The 18,513-nt window shown below is 65.3% G+C and carries 19 protein-coding genes; 9 read left to right on the top strand and 10 right to left on the bottom strand.

Features of this window, described 5'->3' with window-relative positions; translation table 11 throughout:
* Nucleotides 1-374 precede the first annotated feature (374 nt).
* Nucleotides 375-824, top strand: a complete 450-nt coding sequence (locus JYK18_RS04140) for a DUF6283 family protein (protein WP_206800839.1) — start codon at nt 375-377, stop codon at nt 822-824.
* A 158-nt stretch (nt 825-982) separates the two neighbouring features.
* Here JYK18_RS04140 and JYK18_RS04135 read toward each other — a convergent pair whose 3' ends face one another.
* Entirely contained in the window at nt 983-2,008 is a 1,026-nt protein-coding gene (locus JYK18_RS04135; protein ID WP_206800838.1) for an HAD domain-containing protein, read from the bottom strand.
* A 595-nt stretch (nt 2,009-2,603) separates the two neighbouring features.
* Nucleotides 2,604-3,481, bottom strand: a protein-coding gene (locus tag JYK18_RS04130; RefSeq protein ID WP_374194985.1) for an IS5 family transposase whose coding sequence is annotated in 2 segments (ribosomal slippage) — nt 2,604-3,086 and nt 3,089-3,481 — 876 coding nt in all. Because the reading frame shifts where the segments join, the coding sequence is not laid out codon by codon here.
* A gap of 492 nt (nt 3,482-3,973) precedes the next feature.
* Here JYK18_RS04130 and JYK18_RS04125 point away from each other — a divergent pair.
* Both JYK18_RS04125 and shbA read left to right on the top strand, forming a co-directional pair.
* Nucleotides 3,974-4,714 (top strand): hypothetical protein, encoded by a 741-nt coding sequence (locus JYK18_RS04125; protein ID WP_206800837.1) that lies wholly within the window; start codon nt 3,974-3,976, stop codon nt 4,712-4,714.
* Between the two features lie 202 nt (nt 4,715-4,916).
* Complete coding sequence (shbA, locus tag JYK18_RS04120) at nt 4,917-5,513, top strand: RNA polymerase sigma factor ShbA (RefSeq protein ID WP_374195043.1); 597 nt, start codon at nt 4,917-4,919, stop codon at nt 5,511-5,513.
* A gap of 588 nt (nt 5,514-6,101) precedes the next feature.
* On the opposite strand, the gene JYK18_RS04115 is transcribed toward shbA, so the two are convergent.
* Both JYK18_RS04115 and JYK18_RS04110 read right to left on the bottom strand, forming a co-directional pair.
* Complete coding sequence (locus JYK18_RS04115; protein WP_206800836.1) at nt 6,102-6,932, bottom strand: hypothetical protein; 831 nt, start codon at nt 6,930-6,932, stop codon at nt 6,102-6,104.
* A gap of 797 nt (nt 6,933-7,729) precedes the next feature.
* On the bottom strand, nt 7,730-8,236 hold the full coding sequence (locus tag JYK18_RS04110) for a hypothetical protein (RefSeq protein WP_206800835.1): 507 nt from the start codon (nt 8,234-8,236) through the stop codon (nt 7,730-7,732).
* A 47-nt stretch (nt 8,237-8,283) separates the two neighbouring features.
* Between JYK18_RS04110 and JYK18_RS04105 the strand changes: the two genes are divergently transcribed.
* Complete coding sequence (locus JYK18_RS04105) at nt 8,284-8,643, top strand: hypothetical protein (RefSeq protein WP_206800834.1); 360 nt, start codon at nt 8,284-8,286, stop codon at nt 8,641-8,643.
* Here the strand turns inward: JYK18_RS04105 and JYK18_RS04100 are convergent.
* Nucleotides 8,628-9,071 (bottom strand): hypothetical protein, encoded by a 444-nt coding sequence (locus tag JYK18_RS04100; protein ID WP_206800833.1) that lies wholly within the window; start codon nt 9,069-9,071, stop codon nt 8,628-8,630. The genes JYK18_RS04105 and JYK18_RS04100 overlap by 16 nt on opposite strands.
* 82 nt (nt 9,072-9,153) lie before the next feature.
* Here JYK18_RS04100 and JYK18_RS04095 point away from each other — a divergent pair, with 82 nt between their 5' ends.
* Together JYK18_RS04095 and JYK18_RS04090 are read left to right on the top strand one after the other, a co-directional pair.
* On the top strand, nt 9,154-9,438 hold the full coding sequence (locus JYK18_RS04095) for a hypothetical protein (protein WP_206800832.1): 285 nt from the start codon (nt 9,154-9,156) through the stop codon (nt 9,436-9,438).
* Nucleotides 9,429-9,632: a hypothetical protein gene (locus JYK18_RS04090; RefSeq protein WP_206800831.1), complete on the top strand. Its 204-nt coding sequence runs from the start codon at nt 9,429-9,431 to the stop codon at nt 9,630-9,632. The genes JYK18_RS04095 and JYK18_RS04090 overlap by 10 nt, the downstream gene beginning before the upstream one ends.
* A gap of 292 nt (nt 9,633-9,924) precedes the next feature.
* Here JYK18_RS04090 and JYK18_RS04085 read toward each other — a convergent pair whose 3' ends face one another.
* The 3 genes from JYK18_RS04085 to JYK18_RS04075 all read right to left on the bottom strand — a co-directional run bounded on the left by JYK18_RS04085 (nt 9,925) and on the right by JYK18_RS04075 (nt 13,920).
* Entirely contained in the window at nt 9,925-10,845 is a 921-nt protein-coding gene (locus JYK18_RS04085) for a hypothetical protein (protein ID WP_206800830.1), read from the bottom strand.
* The gene (locus JYK18_RS04080; RefSeq protein ID WP_206800829.1) at nt 10,824-11,843 is read right to left on the bottom strand and encodes a transporter substrate-binding domain-containing protein; all 1,020 of its coding nucleotides are present in this window, start codon (nt 11,841-11,843) and stop codon (nt 10,824-10,826) included. The genes JYK18_RS04085 and JYK18_RS04080 overlap by 22 nt, the downstream gene beginning before the upstream one ends.
* A 1,006-nt stretch (nt 11,844-12,849) precedes the next feature.
* Nucleotides 12,850-13,920, bottom strand: a complete 1,071-nt coding sequence (locus JYK18_RS04075) for a hypothetical protein (RefSeq protein WP_206800828.1) — start codon at nt 13,918-13,920, stop codon at nt 12,850-12,852.
* 831 nt (nt 13,921-14,751) lie between these two features.
* On the opposite strand from JYK18_RS04075, the gene JYK18_RS04070 reads away from it, so the two are divergent.
* Nucleotides 14,752-16,290, top strand: a complete 1,539-nt coding sequence (locus JYK18_RS04070) for a hypothetical protein (RefSeq protein ID WP_206800827.1) — start codon at nt 14,752-14,754, stop codon at nt 16,288-16,290.
* Here the strand turns inward: JYK18_RS04070 and JYK18_RS04065 are convergent.
* Together JYK18_RS04065 and JYK18_RS04060 are read right to left on the bottom strand one after the other, a co-directional pair.
* Nucleotides 16,287-16,931, bottom strand: a complete 645-nt coding sequence (locus JYK18_RS04065) for a histone deacetylase (RefSeq protein ID WP_206800826.1) — start codon at nt 16,929-16,931, stop codon at nt 16,287-16,289. The two genes, JYK18_RS04070 and JYK18_RS04065, sit on opposite strands and share 4 nt — an antisense overlap.
* A gap of 32 nt (nt 16,932-16,963) precedes the next feature.
* Nucleotides 16,964-17,119: a hypothetical protein gene (locus JYK18_RS04060; protein ID WP_206800825.1), complete on the bottom strand. Its 156-nt coding sequence runs from the start codon at nt 17,117-17,119 to the stop codon at nt 16,964-16,966.
* 206 nt (nt 17,120-17,325) lie between these two features.
* On the opposite strand from JYK18_RS04060, the gene JYK18_RS04055 reads away from it, so the two are divergent.
* Both JYK18_RS04055 and JYK18_RS04050 read left to right on the top strand, forming a co-directional pair.
* Nucleotides 17,326-17,655: a hypothetical protein gene (locus JYK18_RS04055; protein ID WP_206800824.1), complete on the top strand. Its 330-nt coding sequence runs from the start codon at nt 17,326-17,328 to the stop codon at nt 17,653-17,655.
* Nucleotides 17,656-17,957: 302 nt separating this feature from the next.
* On the top strand, nt 17,958-18,455 hold the full coding sequence (locus JYK18_RS04050; RefSeq protein WP_206800823.1) for a toll/interleukin-1 receptor domain-containing protein: 498 nt from the start codon (nt 17,958-17,960) through the stop codon (nt 18,453-18,455).
* Nucleotides 18,456-18,513 lie beyond the last annotated feature (58 nt).

Raw genomic sequence — 18,513 nt, 5'->3', positions numbered from 1 at the left:
GGCGAACAGGGTGAGGTGGCTGCTACCCAGTATGGGGAGTTCGTCTTGCTGTTTTGGTTGCGAGTGCCTGTTCGGCCCGGACCTGAGTTGAGGGGCGTCGTCCTGCACACGGTTGAGATCGACGCCGCCCTTGCGGGTGTGGGCCGTCGGTGTCGTGGAGACCTGCGGCCGGGGAGAGCCGCACCCCTTGCGTGGATGGGCAGGCACATCGAGCGTGCCGAATCCCGCTCACCGCGACGGTGCTGCCGGTACGCGCGTGCGGTGAGCCGGAGCCCGGCCCTGACGGCTTTGACCGGCGCTGTCGATGCAACACTAGGTGTTGAGCAGGCAGAAGCGCACGAGTTCTTCGGTGCGGTCGAGGTAGGGAGTCTGAGTTGGACCGGCAGCAGATGGCAGCTCCTGCACCGAGACCCTGCATTTCGTGCCCTTACCGGCGTGACGTCCCGTCGGGCATCTGGCACGCGAGGGAGTACGCGAAGCTTCCTCCGTACGATGCCGACACGGGTTCGCAGCCGAGTGGACTGTTCCAATGTCACCAGAACGACGGTGACGACCTGCACCGGCGCATTTGCGCGGGCTGGGCGGGATGCCACGACGGCGGCGAACTGCTGGCCCTGCGGCTGGCAGTTATTGACGGTCGCATCGCCCCGGAAACGGCTCAGGCTGTCGTGAACTATCAATCGCCTGTGCCGCTGTTCGATAGCGGCGCTGAAGCCGCGGCACATGGCCTACGTGACATCACCACCCCAGCCTCGGAAGCCCTGCGCGCGATGGAGAAAATTCAGCGAGTCCGCAGCGACATCATCGAGCACTCGCCGCCCTGAACCCAGCGTCTAGACCTGGCCTGACGGAAGGCGACTGCAGGTGCGAGCAGCCCGGTGAGCCGAGCCGCCGTAGCCGGAGTCGGCCAGGTCAGCGGAACGGCGAATACCAGCGCGCGGACGGATGTCGCGGCCGGGCGCGGGCGTGGGCGGCTATCGTCTCAATGCCCCGAGGACGTGTCGCGGTTGCCTGTCGCTGGCGTCGCGCTGTCGCGGTGCTGAGCGAGTTCGTGCTGGGCGGCGGTGGCGAGCGCGACGACATGGGCTTGCGCGGCCGGGCCCTCGAGCGCGTCGGCGGAGTGCTCGCTCGCCTCGCTCAGGAGGAGCGCGCCAACATCGCGGCGACCGGGCCGCGGCGGTTCGGGCGCGAGCACTGCCGCGAGCTGGTCGGGCATCCGCGCGATCGCGGTACTCCGGTGATTCGCTGCCGCGTCCGGCCGGTGTCCAAGGTAGGCGGCGTCGTCGGCAGCGAGGAGGTACTGGACGATCAGCTCGAAGGCGCCGGCGTGTGCGTGCAGTCGCTGACTGAGCAGCTCGTGCAGGACTTCGTCTGCCGCGTCGTTCGCGACACCTAGGTTCGCCTCAACTCCCGCCCTGGTGGGCAGCCGCACCGGTTGCCACGGGCCCGCTGTGTGGAGCGGGTTACCGGGCTGCTGTGCCGAGATCCACAGGTGCAGTATCTCGATGTGTGCTGTGCCCAGGCCTCGGGCGCCCGGAATCTGCAGGAGCAGGGTCGGAGTGCCCGCGGCGGTGCGGTCCGCTGCCCACCCGGCATCTTTCCCGCCGAAATGGTCATCGATCCATGCCAGCGGACGGTTCGCCGCGAACGCGGTCACCGCGGGATGCTTCAGCGAATGCCCGAAACCGATGCCGGTGTGGGCGCCGACCTCGATCACCGGCATGTCAGCGGGAAGCCCGACCCGCGGGGCGATGAACTCCGCCGCCCGCTCACGCCACGTGGTGGCCCACACCAGCTCGGCGCCACGGTCGGCCAGGGCTCGAAGCCACCGTCCGTGCTCGGGGTTGAGGTAGACCTGCGCCTCCATCGGGTCCCCGATGGAGTTCGGACCCCGGTAGCGGTGCGGGCGGTAGCCGGCCGGGACAGCGCGCTCGTCCAGGTCGGGCGCGAGGACGCCATCGACATCGACCGCGATCAGCGGGCGGCTGGCTCGGGCGGTGCTGGTCACGGACACACACCTTCCCTGGTCGTGGGTGTTTCGCCGTCGCTGATTGTCGCTTCGCGGGGTGACGGTAGCGATCGTGGGGTCATTGTGCCCGGTGGGCACAGCCGCGCCGGCCGATAATTGGGATGATCACCCAGCCCGCCCGGAGCCCGGTGCTCCGCGCGGGCTGGCTCCCGCCGCTGAGGTGCCACCCGCACGTGGCGGATCGTTCCGTCGTCCGGCGGCGAGCGGTGCCGGCGGGGCGTATTCAGGGCTGGAGCAGGTCGTCCGCAGGCACGCCGCGGCACCACGGTCGAGGTCATCTGCCGTCCTCACCGGGTGGCGTGCCGGGGTGGCCGGGGTTCTCGTCGAGCAGGAATGTCCGGAGCTGGGACCGGAGGGCAGTCCTCGCGCGCCGCCACAGACGCCTGCAGAGCTCGCCTGCGAGGGTCAGCAGAGCGATCAGTGCGAGGTGGTGGCGGGTGTCGTCGGCGATCTCGTGTACCCACGGGATGCTCCAGGTGCTGAGTTGTACCGCCAGACATCCTGTCGCCAGGACGAGTGGGTACGTGCCCGAGGGAACGGACCAAAGTTTGACTAGGACGTGTCCTGGGGATCTTCACCTCAGGTGGAGGACGATGCAGGCCAGGATGATCTCGGCGCGGTGGTAGGCGGCTCGTTTGGCGAATCTGGTGGCCAGGCCGCGGAACTGCTTGAGACGGTTGAAGCAGCGCTCGACCACGTTGCGCAGCTTGTAAAGGCCAGGGTCGAAGGCTGGTGGCCTGCCACCGGCCGAGCCCAGGGCTTTGCGTCGGTCGATCTGGTCGATGCGTTCGGGAATGGTGGCCTTGATTCGCCGCTGCCGTAACGCGGTGCGGGTGCTTGGGTGGGCGTAGGCTTTGTCTGCGATGACCCGCCCGACCCGCACTCGCTGCCCGTCGACGTCGATGTCGTGGATGTCGTCGAGCAGCGGCAGCAGTTGCGGGTTGTCGCCAGCCTGGCCGGGTGTGAGGATCACCGCCAGCGGCAGGCCCGCTGTGTTGACGGCCAGGTGGAGCTTGGTGGTCAGCCCTCCGCGGGAGCGTCCGAGGCATTCACCGTCGACGGCGAGCGCTTCGATCCAGTCCGCGCAGCCCCCTTTTTCCGGGCACCGGCCGCGTGCTGGTGCGCCCGCACACTCGTGGAGTCAACGCTGACCACGAACGCGACGTTGTCCTCCAGCGTCCCGAGCGAGTCGTCTTTGACGATCACGTGCTCCAGGATCCGGTCCCCTGTCCCGTCCGCGGTCCACTTGCGCAGCCGCTCATGCGCGGTCTTCCACGGCCCGTACCGTTCGGGCAGGTCACGCCAGGGCGCGCCGGTGCGTTGCTTCCACAGGATCGCGTTGATCACCTGCCGGTGGCTGCGCCACCGGCCACCGCGCTGCCCACTCTGCGCGGGCAGCAACGGCGCGATCCCCGCCCAGGCCTTGTCCGTCAGCTCACCACGTCCGACCACACACCATCATCTGCACACGATCATGAGAAAGATCCGCAGGACACGCCCTAGTCCGGCCGTCGAAGGTGTCCTGTCCCTCATTGCCCTACCTTTCCTTGGTCATGTTGGTTGGTTCTTCCTTGGTCGGCAGGCGCGGTGTGATGAGTCCCCTGCGGGTGGTCGCCGTCAGGCCTAGTGACCACGGCTCTGCGGTGCGCAGGCGTGTCTGTGATCGAGGACGATCTGTGGTGGCCACTCGCCGACGTCCTACGGCCGTGCTAGCCCGGGCGGACACGGCGAGCATTGAGAAAATTCGAGGGAGAAAGTCGGCGGAGCACCGTGTTGAGTGCACCCTCAGGCTGCGTATAAGTCCTCGACGGCTCGACCCGCGGGCCGCGACTCTCCCCACATGAAGGCAGGCCGATGTTCCGTGACCCTGCACCTCATGGCAGCCATCGCAATCGTGATCGCGCGGCGTGCAACGAACCAGGCCGCGCGGCGACTTCCCTCTCGATGGCAGCCAACGACGAGACCGAACCGACACCGCAGGAGTCCGCGCAGCGACTCCTGAACGACCAGCGGTTACGTGACACACTCGCGGCCGAGAACTTCCAAGGCCATGGCTGGGACCGGTTCGCCATCAAGCTGGCCAGGCACGGCCTGAGCGTGATCGCCGCCTGGATCCACACTGGGCGGATCTTCGCCGAATGCCGCCAGCGCCAGCTTCCCCTCGGCCACATCCCCGCTCTGGGCGCGGCCGACCGCGAAGAACTACTCAACGACACCGTGGCGACAGCCATCGTCCGATTCCGCGACAAAGCCCTGATCGGAGGTGGCTGGATCGCCGCTGGCGGTGCGAGCTTGAGCACCTACTTCATCGGCGCCTGCGTGTTCGCCTTCCACGACCACTTCGTGCGCTGGCGACGCAAACACCTCCACCAGCAGAGCCACGAACTCGGACCACCCTCGGAAGCCCAGATCGAAGCAGCACTGAGGTCCTCGCCGGTGTACCGCTTGCCCGAGCCGACCGTGATCACCAAGGTGACGATCGAGGAAGCCTTCGACCGCATCGACAACGTTCGGCTGGAGTACGCGATCCGCTTCCAGGCGGCGGGTTATAGCTGTTCCGAGATCGCGGAGTTGCTGACTCAGATGGGCCATATCGCCACGCCTGGCGCGGTACGGGAACTGCTAGCCCGGCAGCGCCGCCGGGGACAGGGCTGGACAACGTGGAAGGAGGAAGATCATGACTGAAGCGGCCCACCAGGACCTCGCCGAAATGGCCGGCCTGCTGCTGCTCACCGAGACTCCCGAGATCGACGAGCTGATCCGCGAGTCGTCTTTTGGCACCGAGGGCGCCGAGCAGCTGCACGCCAGGCCGACGGCGGAGGCGGTGAACGCCGTGCTCGACCGCGTGGCTCGAGCTGAACCCGTCCTCGACCGGCCTGCGCCACCGGTGCAGCGCAGCACCAGCCACTATCCGCGGCTGACCAAGGAGGACCTCGATCCGCTGGTCCGCCGGGCCGCGGAGGGCGACCAGAACGCCATGTCCGAGTTGCTCGCCGCGCTGAAACCGGTGGTTCAGCGGTACTGCCGCGCCCGGCTCGGCGGCCGGGACCTGTCGTACTTCTCCGCCGACGACATCTCCCAGGAGGTGTGCGTCGCGGTGCTCAAGGCGCTGCCGCAGTACCAGGACCGGGGCGGCTCGTTCCTCTACCTGGTGCACGCGATCGCGGCGAACAAGGTCGCCGACGCCTTCCGCGCGGCCGCCCACGGAGAAGGTGAACTGGTCTCCGACCTGCCCGAGCGCTCCGGGGCGGAGAACGAGCCGGAGAAGTACGCGCTCGACGTGGGCCTCGGCGAACGGCTGAACTGCCTGATCCGGACCCTGCCCCGGGTGCAGCAGGAGATCGTGATCCTGCGCGTGGCCGTCGGGCTGTCCGCCGCCGAGACCGCGGAGGCGGTCGGCCTCAAGGCGGGCAACGTGCGCACCACCCAGCACCGCGCGCTGCAGAAGCTGCGCGAACTGATCACCCTGGAAGGAGATTTCTAAGTAGGCGCGAGCAGCGCGATCCTCGCGCGTGCAGGAGGGCATCAAACCGGTGTGAGTGCGCCGCAGCCACCGGCCACGGCGCGCACGGGCGGTGACCGGTGAATAGGCAAGTGCGATGCGTGAGAGAGGTGCAGTTGCGTGCTACGGCGCGCTCGTTGCGCCCAATTGCGCTCCGGCGCACTCGCGGCGGCGCCTTGTCGCGGCGGTTAACCCGGCAACACTGTTCTACCTGAGGGTCAAAGCCGGCTAGGTCACACGCCCCGGCGGCCGCGCAAGTCGTGGCGCTGTCCAGTCCTGCCGCCAGGCACTAGCGTGACCGTGTCAGTGCGAACGATCGGTTGCCTCGTGGCCTGCCCGGCTTGAACCCGCGCCGGCTACGCCCGCTTCCGGATGCTCAGTGTCGGCGAGATCCAGCGAGCCATGGCCCTCACCACCGAGTACTTGGTGACGGGGTCGAAGCGGGGGCGCGTGAGGCGGCTGGGAAATGGAGTAACCCCTCCGGCCGCTGAGTTCCTGGTGAGTGCGGTCGTCGATTCGCTCGCCGCGTGAGAGGAGTCCGCAATGGATCTGAACGCCTTCCTGCTCGCCCTAGGACTGCTCGTCTGGGGCCTGGCCACGCTCGTGACCAACGGGACGGCCAGCGTCGTCCTGCGCAGCCTCACGGCGGCGTCGTTTGCGATCTCGGCGCTTATCGGCCTTGGTCTTCTGATCTAGTGCGGAGGAGAGATCTCCGGCTTTCTGCAGTTGGGACAGCGTGCCATCGTGGCTCCGGTGCCAGTGTAGACCGTTCCCGTCGGTGAAGAAGTACGACAGCTGCATTGTTCGAGCCGCGAAGTCCATTATTTGATCGAAGTCAAGCCTTGCCAGGATCGCCTTTCGGAGGTAGAAAGTTGCGCTTGGCTCAGATTCCTCGTCGTCCTGAAATGCGCGATCATTCTTGAACTGTATCGCCTCCTGTCTTACCGCTTCGTGAAATCGGTTATCTTGCCCGCCAAGGTATGTGGTTACGCCATTTGTCGGTCCGACTCCTTCGAAAGTCCACCTGTAGGGATGTGTATCTTCGGTGGGGTGAAGTAATTGTGATTTCCTGCACTCGACAATGAGGCCATATATTGGCAGGAAGCCACTATTCTGGTAGTGGAAAAAGTAACGAATGTAGCCCACCGTGAGTGCCTCGCTGTCTCCGTGCTCCTTCGCTAGTTCCTTCGACATCCATACGCCGAACTTCGAAGCGAGTTCGCTCGCCTGGCTCTTCTCCAGCCGCTGAAGCTGCTTGGATTGGCTCCGATTCGTCCGGATGGTCGCCCGCGCGGCAGCGGATGCTGTGATGAGGGCGAGCATCGCCACGAAGAGGCTGCCGATGTCGGTCCACTTCGGTGCCTCGGTCGCGAGGATGGCTATCTCTGCTCCGGTGCGCACGCCCCGGATGTCGTGACCGCCCAGGCCCCCGTTACCTCTGCCGACGGGGTGGGGCGGTGCTGCTCTACCTCGGCTGCCCCGAGCCCGCCTGGCTTGTCCGGGTCGACGTACCCCTGTTCGTCTCCGACACACGCCTGAGACGCCGCGTCGCGCTTCCCCGGGCTCGGACCTCCTGGGCTCTGGACTCGGGCGGCTTCACTCAGCTGAGCCAGTACGGCGGCTGGACGGTGACGCCCGAGGAGTACGCGGCCCGCGTCTGCCGCTACCGGGACGAGATCGGGCATCTCGACTGGGCCGCTCCGCAGGGGTGGATGTGCGAACCGGTGATGCTCGCGAAGACCGAGCTCTCGGTCGCCGAGCACCAGGCTTGCACGGTGGGCAACTACCTCGACCTGCGCGCCACTGACCCGGGCCTGCCCATCATCCCGGTGATCCAGGGGTGGGCGACCACCGACTACGCCCGGTGCGCTGAACGGTACGAGCGGGCAGGGATCGACCTGAGCCGGCAACCGCGGGTTGGCCTCGGCTCGGTCTGCAGGAGGGCGGGCCACGAGGCAGATCCCCGAGCTGATCATCGAACTGTCCGGCATGGGGCTGAGGCTCCACGGGTTCGGGATCAAGACGAGTGGCCTCGGCCGGTACGAACCGTTGCTCGCCTCGGCCGACTCGATGAGCTGGTCCTTCGAGGCTGCGAAAGCAGCAGATCCGTCTCCCCGGCTGCCGTCACCGCAACTGCAACTACTGCTCCCGCTGGGTGCTTCGATGGCGCTCGCGGATCTTGCCCAGCTGAGGCGCACCTACTGCTTGATGTCGAGGTCTTTCTTGATCAACTCGATCAGTTTGCTGCGCTCCGCCTCGTAGGCCGCTTCGGCGGCCTGCACTTTTTCATGATGGGCAATGTCGAACTGGCTCGGATTTGCCCCATTGTTCAGGTTCATGTAGTCCACGGTGGCGCTCTCCCTAGCGTCGCCGAGACTGTTCAGGGAACCAACAACTGCTTCGGACTGATTCCTGACAGATGAAGGAGCGTTCAGCTCCATATCCAGATACCAGCCGTGCCTCTTTGCTAAGAGATATTTCTTTCCTTCCGGTGTGAAAGCGTCGAACGCCACCGAATCGGAGAAGGCGGTAGCAAAAAGTTCGTCGAGGTGCTTCAGAAGGTCGATATAAATCTCACTCCGCTTCGTGTAGAGCCTCGCGCGATGTTCGCGCTTGGCGGTTGAACGCGCGGTCACGAAGGCGGCGAGGAACGTTCCCGTGCCTCCCGCTAGGGCTCCGAGAAAAGCGGCAACTGTCGTGTTCACGGCTCGTGATCCTAGTTGGCGGGCGTCAGCGAGAGGGTGACGATCTAGTGAAGGTGTTTCTGGGGCGCGATCGCCAGGGCTGCGGCTACTACCGAGGCATCCTCCCGATGACCGAACTGGCGAACCGGGGACGCGCCACCTGGTTTGACAGTGCGATGCCCGCCGAGGTGTTCGCTGGAGAAGCGGACGTGGTGGTGGCGCAACGGACCTGCCTACCCAGTCCCTCGGCGGTCTTCCAGGCGATGTGCCGCGAGGGTGTTTTCGCGCGTCTTGTCCGCCAGCCGTGCTCGGAGCCGACCGATCTCGTCGTCGCGGCGAGCCTCGCCCGGCGTGAGCGTGCCCTGCTGGGCGAGGTGGGCCTCCCAGTCGGCCAGGATGCCGGTGGCCCGGTTCATCGTCGCGGCTGACCTGGGCTTCGCGCCAGAGGTTCTGCTTGGTCAACCGGCCGTCGGTCCGCTGGGGCTTGCCCTCGAACAACCGCTGCATGGCGGCGCGCTGGGCGGATCGACTCGAACCCCATCTGCTTGAGCAGGGCCAGAGCCTTCCGTCGCGCTGGTGACTTCGGGTCCTGCTCGCCGGCGCACCCGTAGATCAGCTCAGCCAGCGAGAGCCCGCCGGAGCGGCCGAGTCGGTCTAGATACTCGGCGATGCGCCCGCGGTAGTCGCCGCTGATGGTGAAGGTGGTGTGGCCGTCGGTCATGGTGACTTGGTCGTCGGTGGTGGTTGTGTCCCAGTACGGGATGACCCCGGCGAGTCGTCGCACTTGCCCGGTTTGCTCGCGCATCTGCTTGGAGATCGCGAAGTGGCTCAGCTTCCGCTCGTACTGGGTGGCCATGGTGACTCCTCGCCCGAGTGACAGGCCTCAGAAAATAGAACACCTGTGCGACCTGGGGAAGCGCTGCGCTTACCACGCCCCCATGACCGACGCCAACCCCCGGAAGTGCAACAAGTGCGGCGAGAAACCCACCAAGGACCCGAAGATCAGCATCCTGTGCAAGGAGTTCATCGACGCGCTCACCGCCGTCGGCCGGCTCGGAAGCGCCGAGCAGCAGGCCGAGACGCCGGCCCCGCCGAGTAGGGTCGTGGTGCCGTGGGGCCGCCGCCGATCGCCCGCAAAGACAGGTCGCGACGGGCAGCCGCACCGCGCCCTCGACTACCAGGCCACGGTGCGCGACTCCAGACGCTCGACGCCGTGGAAGTAGCTGTCGAGCAGATCACTGGTATCCAGCGCCGTGAGCTGATTCCGGTAAGCGAACCGCATCAGCGGCTCGACCTCGGCTTGGGTGACCGGCCGGGTGAGCCTGGGCTGAACAGCGACCTGCTGTCCCACGTGGAGCCGTTGGTTGTGCGGCTTCAGGTTCTTTCACGTGAGGTGATCGCCGGGTCTTCGGTGTAGTGCCAAGCGCAGCGAGACTAGGAACACATTAACTCGGCACCGCCGAGGCCAGCTGGCCGAACCTCGCGATCAGCGTGTACGCGATGCCTTCGACGCAGCCGATCATCTGCCCGCGGCCTACCGCCCGCGCCCGCGCCTACGGCCACCGGGCCCTCGGGTAGCTCACTCCCAGCTGGAACAGCATGAGCAGGTCACCGAGCACCTGCACCGGGCACTCGCACTTGATCGGGCGCTGGCGAGCTGGTTGTCGAGCGCGGCGCGGGTGCGAGCGTGTGGTGGGTCGCTTGGGACTTCAGCGAGCCGCGGGAGTGAGCAGCGGGCGGCCTTCGCAGCGGGGGTCGTCCGGTCCTGTCGGATGTTTCGCGGGCAGGGCCCACGAAAGCGCGGATTCCTCCACCGGCCAGCCGTGTGCGGTGGCCGTGCTGTAGGGCACCGATTCGCTGCCCTCGCACAGCACCTTGGCCACGACGCTGCTGTTTGGCACAAACCGCACCTTGGCCTCGTCGTCGAGCAGGGTGGTCATCGTGTCGTCCACGGTGACCACGCTGCCGAGAACCACCTGCCTCGGTTCGTTCAGTTCCAGCGCCACCCATGGCAGTACCGGTGCCTGCAGGAAGATTGCCAGCAGTAGGAACGGCCCGAGTAGCGCGGCCGTTGCGGCGGGCACGTGCGTGGCTGCCCGCGCGAACCGTGCCGGGATCGGCCCGGTCAGCATGGGGGTGAGCGGGGGTGGCACCAGTAAGAGTAGGGCGAGTGTCACCTCGCCACGCACGAAGGCATCAGCGATCGCCTGGCCGAACCAGAGATAGGTTGCGAGCGCGACCACCAATGGCAGTGCCAGGCAAACACTGCGGATTATCAGCGTTCGCTCCGGATATCGCTGCCGCATGGTCAGCCCGAGGATGATCAGCACGACCATAGCCAGCGCGGGAAGAAAGCGCAGTTCCCAAGCGATTGCCGCCCACATTGCGGTCACTACGAGCACCCAGTCCGGCGTGCGGTCGACGGTCCGGCTGAGCCATGAATCGGGCGCCCCCGGCGGCGCGCTCACTACGTAGAGCAGGCCGAGCGCGTGTCCGCCGAGCAGGAACACCGGAGGCACCCACATCAGCGTGATCACTAGTGAGCTGACCAGGTCGAGCGGGCCGACGTTCTGCACCAGTAGCAGCATGGTGTGCAGGTCCTGGCGGCTCAGGTGCCACAGGCGCAGCACCAGCAGCGCAATCGGAAACGAGGGCAGTAGCGTGAGTGTCCATTGAAACCCGCGTGTCTCCGGACCACCGCCGGGCGTACTACGTCCACGGACCTCTCCCACGGCCACTGGCGGACCTCCACCTGTTCCACATTGGGCTGCTGGTTGTTGGCGATGAATTGGGGCAAACTGGCGGCTTCGAGTGGGCGGAGGTTCTGGTCGTAAGCGTCCTCCCAACGCTTGTCGGTCGGATCGTGCTTGGAACCGTAGAGGGAGAGGTCGACCAAGGTCTTCAATGGTTCGTTGCCTCCGGTGTTGATGCCCCATGACTCCGGGGCTTCCAGCCCGATGTCGTGGTGTTGGAAGGTCTGCGGCTCGGCACCGATGAAGCCCGCGAGGATCGCCGCGTCGGTGGTTACCGCATCGACTTGCCGATCGCGCAGGGGTTGGATGCACTCACTGGTTTTACTCTTGTTCATCACCGTCGCACCGGCATCCTCAGCTGGGTGACGGGAGGTTGAGGTGCTGATCGTGCATACCGACTTCCCGCTCAGTGCGGTCAGGTCATCGATCGGTTCGTGGCCGCGCAAGGTCATCACCGATTGCTCGGTTTCCAGATAGGGCTGGGAGAAACTGACGCCAGTCTTGCGCTCGCGCTCGTCGGTGATGCTGTAATGCGCGATCACGAGGTCGGCAGTCTGCGGCAGGCCGCGTTCGTCAGCGGCCATCATACGGCTCCGGTCTTCGTTCTCCACGACCAGGAAGCGCACCTCGTCCGGCCGGAAGCCGAGATCGGCGGCGACCAGGTAGCCGATAGCTATATCGAAACCGCTGTACGTTCCTGTCATCGGGTTTTGGTAGCCGACTCCAGGAATATCCTCGACGGTGCCAATGATCAACTCGGCCTTGCCGATGAGTCCAGCTTCCTCGCGCAGGTCATCCTTGGATGGCTTGGACTGCCACCAAAAAACTAGAGCGAACACCACGAGCAGGATTACCGCAACGATGAGCGCGAACAAGCGGGCTCCGCGGCTAAGTCGGTACTCAGGCCTGGTGACTTTCGAAACGTTGTCGGCCAAACCACCCTCCCATGTTTGTCATGCATTGAAGGATAATCTTCGGCTGTCTGTTGTGATCGACTGATCGGCCACTCGGGTGATTTTGCCTAGTTCTTTTTCTGTCCCTAGGTTGGTTTTTTCCCGCCTGGGCGGGTTGCGTCCATGATCAGGTGGCTTATCCCGGGAGCAGAGAGAACTCCGAGTTCGTTACGCTGCCTTGGAGTCCGTGCTTGGTGCCGGCCTGTCGACGGCGACGCCTACCCCGGAAACCTGCTTCACGCCTCAACCGAACCGATCCTCGGCGATTGGGTTGAATCCGCCCCCGGCGTGCTTGACCTCGCCAGCACCGTGCAAGGAATGCGCTTCGGAGGCAGCGCACGCACGACGTCGACGCCCTTCAGGGCCACCTATGGTTACGACTTCGAACCTGGCTCGTGGTCAAACGGGCCCGCGGCGATGCCGACCACGTCGGTCAGTGCCTGGATCGGCGCCGGAGTCCAGCGGTCGTGGTGCCGTCGCTGAGTTGACCATGCTGTTGGAGCACCCAAGCGTTGATTGTGCCGCTGTTCGACAGGCCAACGCGAATCCTTCATAACAGCAGCGACGATGCGGACGCGCGGCCACGAAGCCCGGTCGATGGACAATCTTCTGCGTCGTAGCGTGCCTCGGTGAGCCAGGGTTCGGCCACGCTGCTGGGCATCCGGTCCAGGGTGTGCAGTAGTTCGCCGAGCGCTTCGTCGATTTGCGCTCGATCTGCGCCTGATGTCAGCCGCTACAGGCTGGCCATGGTGAGCGGGCCGTCGGCCAGCACTTCGGCGACGGTTTCCGGCGTTGTTGATCAGTAGGTTTCGGCTTCAGCCCAGCGGCGCAGCGAGTGGGCGAGCTCATGATTAGCGGTATCGGGGCGAGCCTGTGCGCGGGTTGACGTATTGGGGATATTGTAATATCCCAGCTGTTCCGTGATCGCTTACGGCCGGTGCCGCCGGATCACAGAGTGCACGACCCACGCTGTGGCTGCGATGGTAGCCGCGAACCAGGCTCCTATGCGTAGGGCGGTGTCCGTTTTCCCTGGTGGCTCCGGAGTCGGTGCAGTGGGTACTTGATTGATCGCGACGTTTCTAATCAATGGGTGGAATTCTTCGTTCTCTTTGGCGTGCCGGGACGTCAGAACCCAGATCACCGTGCAGAAGGCAACGGCGCATGCCTCAATCGAAAGGATGAACGCTGCGTATACATGCCAGCTCTGGAGGTATTCAATGGGTTTCACTAGCGCGGAGAGGGCCAGAATATCCCCGATGCACAGCGTTGAGATGGCGAACACGGCGATAGGTGCTCGGCCGGTGTCTGAGATGAACCGACGGAAAAATCCCACCTCGATGCCGAGGGCGACGATGAGTAAAGCAAGAACTTGGCTCATTTGAGCGAAGAACTCCTGGTCGATCAGAGTGGGCTGATCGCAAGGGCATCCAGATGTCGTCGGCGGGTCATCGAGATCCTGTTGCCACCAAGTTGTGGCGAAGTAGGCGACCAGGGTCCCGACAAGCAGCGGAATGGTAGCGCAGAGTCGTCTGACTTCTTCCTTGTTGCCTTCGCGTCGCTTTCGGCTGAAAACCAGGCTCGGGCTTGCATGGAGTGTCGCCATAAGGACTAATGCGAGGCCGATGGTAAACGCGAGGTTCGCCATAAGGTCGAACCAGACTGGTATGCCGTCCTTGTTCGGTGGCTCACCCGGTACTCGAGCGCGTTCGACTTGATAGAGGTGGCCGGGAAAGAGGGCGGTGGCCAAGTCGAGGGCCAGGGTGAGGGCAGCGCCGACAAACCACCAGGTCCAGATGTCTCGGCGGCTACGATTTCCCTTGATTCTGCGACGAAATAGTGCCTTTACGAGTAGTATGATCGCCAGAAGTCCTGCATCGACGCCGATCAGGACCCAATCCGACCCAATCGACGACAGGCTTCCCACCTGCAGAAATATGGACAAGAACTCGTCGCTGAATGCCAGGGCGATGAGCACCATAAAGATGCCCAGCGTCGCCACTACGGTGCTGCCATGCGTGGGTGTGGGTCGGGACACACCCTAAGGTCGCTATCCGCGAGTGCCGCGTTACGGTGGCAACAGTGGCTGTTCCCTGGACGGCTGGGTGCAGGTGTGGTAGTGGCGCTGGCTGTTCCGGGCCGATGCGGGCCGCGAGTTGTGCGGCGGCGTTGGCGTGTTGCTGAGATGTAAGGTCACCGGCGTTAAGGATCCGTGACAGTTCTCTAGTGTGTCCTGGGCTCGTTCGTGACGGTGGCTTCCCCGACCTGCCAGTATTAGCTCTGTGTCTCGATTGTAGCACGCATCGAACGCCCGAAGTCGTCGGCGAGCCCGTAAAGCCCGACACAGCGCCTGCGCTGGCGCACCGGATCGAATACGAGGAGGAACTGCATCGATTCCTGCAACGCGTCTTCACGCTGGCCGCAGCGCGGTCTGGCACAACGATGAGACCGGGAGACCCCGTCGAGAGATCGTTGGCTGCATACGATCACTGAATCCTTGGGAAGCCACCCCGCGGATCCGGATCTATTGCCATTGCGCTGCAGCAGACTAGAACGGCGGTTCAGGGCGGGGCTCGTGCAGAGGCGGTGGTGTGCTGGTGTGGAGTTGTGCGGTGGGTGTGGCGATGGACAGTGACAGCAGTCGGAGGAGCATTGACCCTACGGAGTTCCTAGCCGGCGGGCTAGTGGTAGCCCGTCGCCCGGGGTTTTCATAGGTCACGGCTCGGGCTCATTTGCGCTACGCCGGACGAATGCCCGTAACGGGTCGTCCTCGCTGACGACACCTTCACCGGCAGCGCGCGACATCCGTCGAGAGATCGAGGAACGGATCTTCATGAGCAAAACAGAGCTCGCCAAGGCGCACGCCGGCTCGCTTGACCGGCCGGACGCACCGGCTACCGCCTCAATTCTGATGCTGGGTGAAGCGATTCATCCGCTGCGGCCGGTGCCCGGCCGGAGGATGCCACAATGGCGTGTCACCGGGGCCTTCCCGAAAGTCCACGACGACGGCGGTGCCGCCGACTCCTTGCCGCTCAACTATATTCTTCTGCGGCACAACCAGACACCGATGGCGCAGCGAGTCCCGGTGCTCGCGACGGGACCCGACACCGTACCCGAGGGGCTCCTGCGCACACTCGCCACACACGAAGCGCCCCTTGCACTGCCCATCGTCCGCGTGACCTATGTCCCCCCGGGGCCGCCCGGCTTCCCCGATCCTACGGGCGGCCTGTTCGTGCTGTGGCCGGACCGGACGCAGCTCGCTGCGTTGGACGATGAACAGGAGTTGCACCGCGTTTTGTTATCTTGCGCCCAGTTCCGGATCGTCATGCCATCGGGCGAGAATTTGTCGCATTGTTACCGCTACGGCGAACAGTCGACGACGACCGCCGATGGTGTGTCCATTCCTGTCTGCTACGAGGATGAACCGCCGGTTCATCCGATTGCCGACGGTGCTTTGCGCACGCTTCGCTCGTCGGACGATTTCGACCGTTGCGGTCAGCCGACCGTTCGTGTTCCACCAGAGTTCGCGGCACGGCTGGGCCGCCGCCAGGTCCTCGTTTCCTTTGCCGCCAGCGGCACAGCTACCAAGGAGTCCAAGGTCCAGGCGCTCGCTCGCCCGATCCCCCATTCCGGTCTCCGGGGCGAACGAGCGGTCGAAGTCGACCAGCTGATCAGAAATGCCATCGGCGCGGAGATCGGCGAGGACGTCGTGCTGACCCCGGTGAAGGTTCGCCGTAACCGGGCCTTCGATTTCATCGCCGGCAGACCGAGTTATGTCGTCTGCCGGGTCCAGACGGCCGATCTTCCCACGGTGGAGCAGGAAGTCTGCCTGCTCGACGAGTTGACGCTGGGCATCCTGGGTGTCCAGCCCGGTGATGAGGTGATTATCGAAGGCGTGGCCGAGCCTGGCGGCGTGGTCAAACAGGTTCGTGCGAAGGCGTTCAAGACCAGCGAAGTGGTCCAGCAGCGCCGCGAATCGCTGCACGGCGGTGACCTGTCGTGCAGATTCCCCAGTTCGCGCGACGCCTTGGCGGTCTACCCGGACCTCCCGTGGGTGTTCCTGGACAGCGCCACCCGCTCCGCCCTGCACCTGGCCGGTCAGAAGCTCGCCACAGTCAGGCTCCGCCCGAGCCGCCGCTATCAGCTACGCAAGGAAATGCGCGAGATGTTGCTGCTCCTGGGGCTGGCCTTTATAGGCCTCGTGTCGATCCTCCACAGTGTGCAGGCGCAGTTGATCAGCCTCGGCGGCTTGATCCTGCTCGTCGCGGCCGGCGTGCTCACGCGGATACGTGGCCGCCTGAAGCACGACCTCCGGGTCTCGCTTGGCCAGCGCATCGCCAACCGGCGGGAACGGCGCCGTCCGCGCCGCTAACGGGGTGACCGGGTGTCCGGATCCAGATCGGCGATCTCCTGAGCGGACCAATGGCCCCGCACACCGGGTAGCCGGGAAAGATACCTTGCGATCTTCGCCGAGGGCCAGCCGTGGGTCTCGTGCAATCCTTTCACGAGCGTGCTCAGGTAGGCGGCCGACGGCGGATTCAACTCAACCTCCGACACCGACCAGGGGGCCGTGAAAGTCAAGACCGGGTAACCGTCGAGATCACCAACGTGAAGCAACGTCTCGTAGCGGCCCGGCCCGACCTGGTGCCGCCCCGTGGCCAGCACGGCGCTCAGGTCGAGGTCCGCGGCCGGCTCGCGATACATCTCCTGAGCCGCGATATCAGCGAACTGGCCTTGGGTGACCAGGTACGCCGTCATCGCCGCGGTCCCCGGCATCGCCGGATCGAAGAACGCCCGGCCGCCGTGCCAAACCGGGGATTCCGTCGCGAAGTAGACGCCCCCGGGAAACTCGCTCTCCGCGATCCGGCGCGCAGGGCTGCGGTCACGGCAGCCGACATATTCGCGCTCAGCACCAGGCGGCGTGCCGCCTTCGATGTAGCACCGAAACCGCTCGGCGTACATATTGGACCCGTAGCTGGCATACCAGACCAACTCCGGCGAAGGCGCGCTCATCCCACCACGGTATAGGGGTCTTCCCCGGACCTTCACGGCACGGTCCAGGGAAAGCGCCGCTCGCATTCGCATATAGCGTGGGTGACCAGCGTGTCGGACGGGCGGGCCTGCCCGATCCAGTGGTTGTGCTCAGGAGCCTTGAGCTCCATGCTCGGCGAGCCCGCGAACGGCATCGCCGCCAGCAGCATCGGCGCCGGAGGGCCCGGCGGAGTGCTGCTCGGGTGCGGGAGTGGGCGCCGGGGAGGTGTCGGTCCCGCGGTTTAGCCACAGCACAGTGACGGCGGCGAGCTGCGCAGCTGCCACGGTGGCCGTGAGCCGCTGCCATCGTCGCTGCCGGGCACAGGAAAGGTCAAGTAATACTTGACTTTCTTGAATGCCTTGACATGCTTGGTTGATGACGACTCTGAATCCTTCGGGCTGGTGCTACTGCGGTTGTGGCAGCGAGATCGCGCCGGGGGCCTTTTTCCGGCAGGGGCACGACAAGAAAGCTGACGCCGACCTCAACGCCATTCACCACGGCGACACCGTCGCGCAGCGCATTGTCGACCGCGGCTACGGGCCGGGTGGGGTGAACCTGCATGAGCGGGCTATCGAACTGGGCGTCCGCGAGCGGTGCGGTATCGATGACTGCAACGTCTCGGGGGTGCCTGGAAGTTACGGAATGCGCCGGCATCGCGCGAGCCACCAGCACGGCTCAGCGTCGTCCGGGCGCGCTTCGGACTGAGGGCAGATGTCGTGCGACTCGGTGGTGACTCGCCGTGCGGCAAACGACTCAGTAGTGCCGGTGGGTGCCTCTACGATGTACTTATGGCGCAATGCACTGCACCAGTCCAGGGCCACCGCTCGTCTGCGGCTGCTGCGAACTGCCCGGCATGCCGTGGGGGAAGGTCGAGGTCGTCTCGTTCCTACTCCTCCTACGACCCGCCACGGACTTCTTCCTACAGCGGCCGGTCGTCTTACAGCGGCGGGGGCTATGGCGGCTCGTCAGGCGTCGGAGGCTTGCGCCGCACCAGGACCGGCAGGACGGTGTCGTACACACCTGCCGAATGGCGCACCGTCGAGCCCTTCACCCAGAAGGCCAGCGAGCAGGCTCAGGCGCACCCGGACCGCCGCGACCTCTTCCTCTGCCACGCCTGGGCCGACCGGGAAAGCAGCGCGAAAGAGCTATACGGCCACCTGAAGTCGAACGGCGCCTCGGTGTGGTTCAGCGAAGAAGACCTCCCACTCGGCTCACTGATGATCCGCGAGATCGACAAGGGGCTACGAAACTCCCGCGTCGGGATCGTGTTGGTCACGCCCGCGCTGCTCAAGAGCATCGAGTCCGAGGGCGTGGCCGAGCAGGAGCTCGCAGCACTGCTTTCGACGCGTCGCGTCATCCCTGTCCTGCACGGGGTGAGCTTCGAAGACCTCAACAACATCAGCCCGCTGCTGGCTTCGCACGCTGGACTGAGTACCAAGGAGTCGACCCTGGACAACGTCGCAGCCAAGATCGCCGCCGCAGCGGCTGCGCTCTCCGCCGCGTAGACCTTGCCGAGCCGGTCACCGTTCGGCTGCGGTCACCCGGCCTCGGTGGAGCACGGCG

Origin of the sequence: Amycolatopsis sp. 195334CR, from assembly GCF_017309385.1 — a bacterium.
Taxonomy (GTDB): domain Bacteria; phylum Actinomycetota; class Actinomycetes; order Mycobacteriales; family Pseudonocardiaceae; genus Amycolatopsis.
The sequence above is the reverse complement of the archived record's forward strand: the minus strand, read 5'-3'. Positions and strand labels throughout refer to the sequence as shown.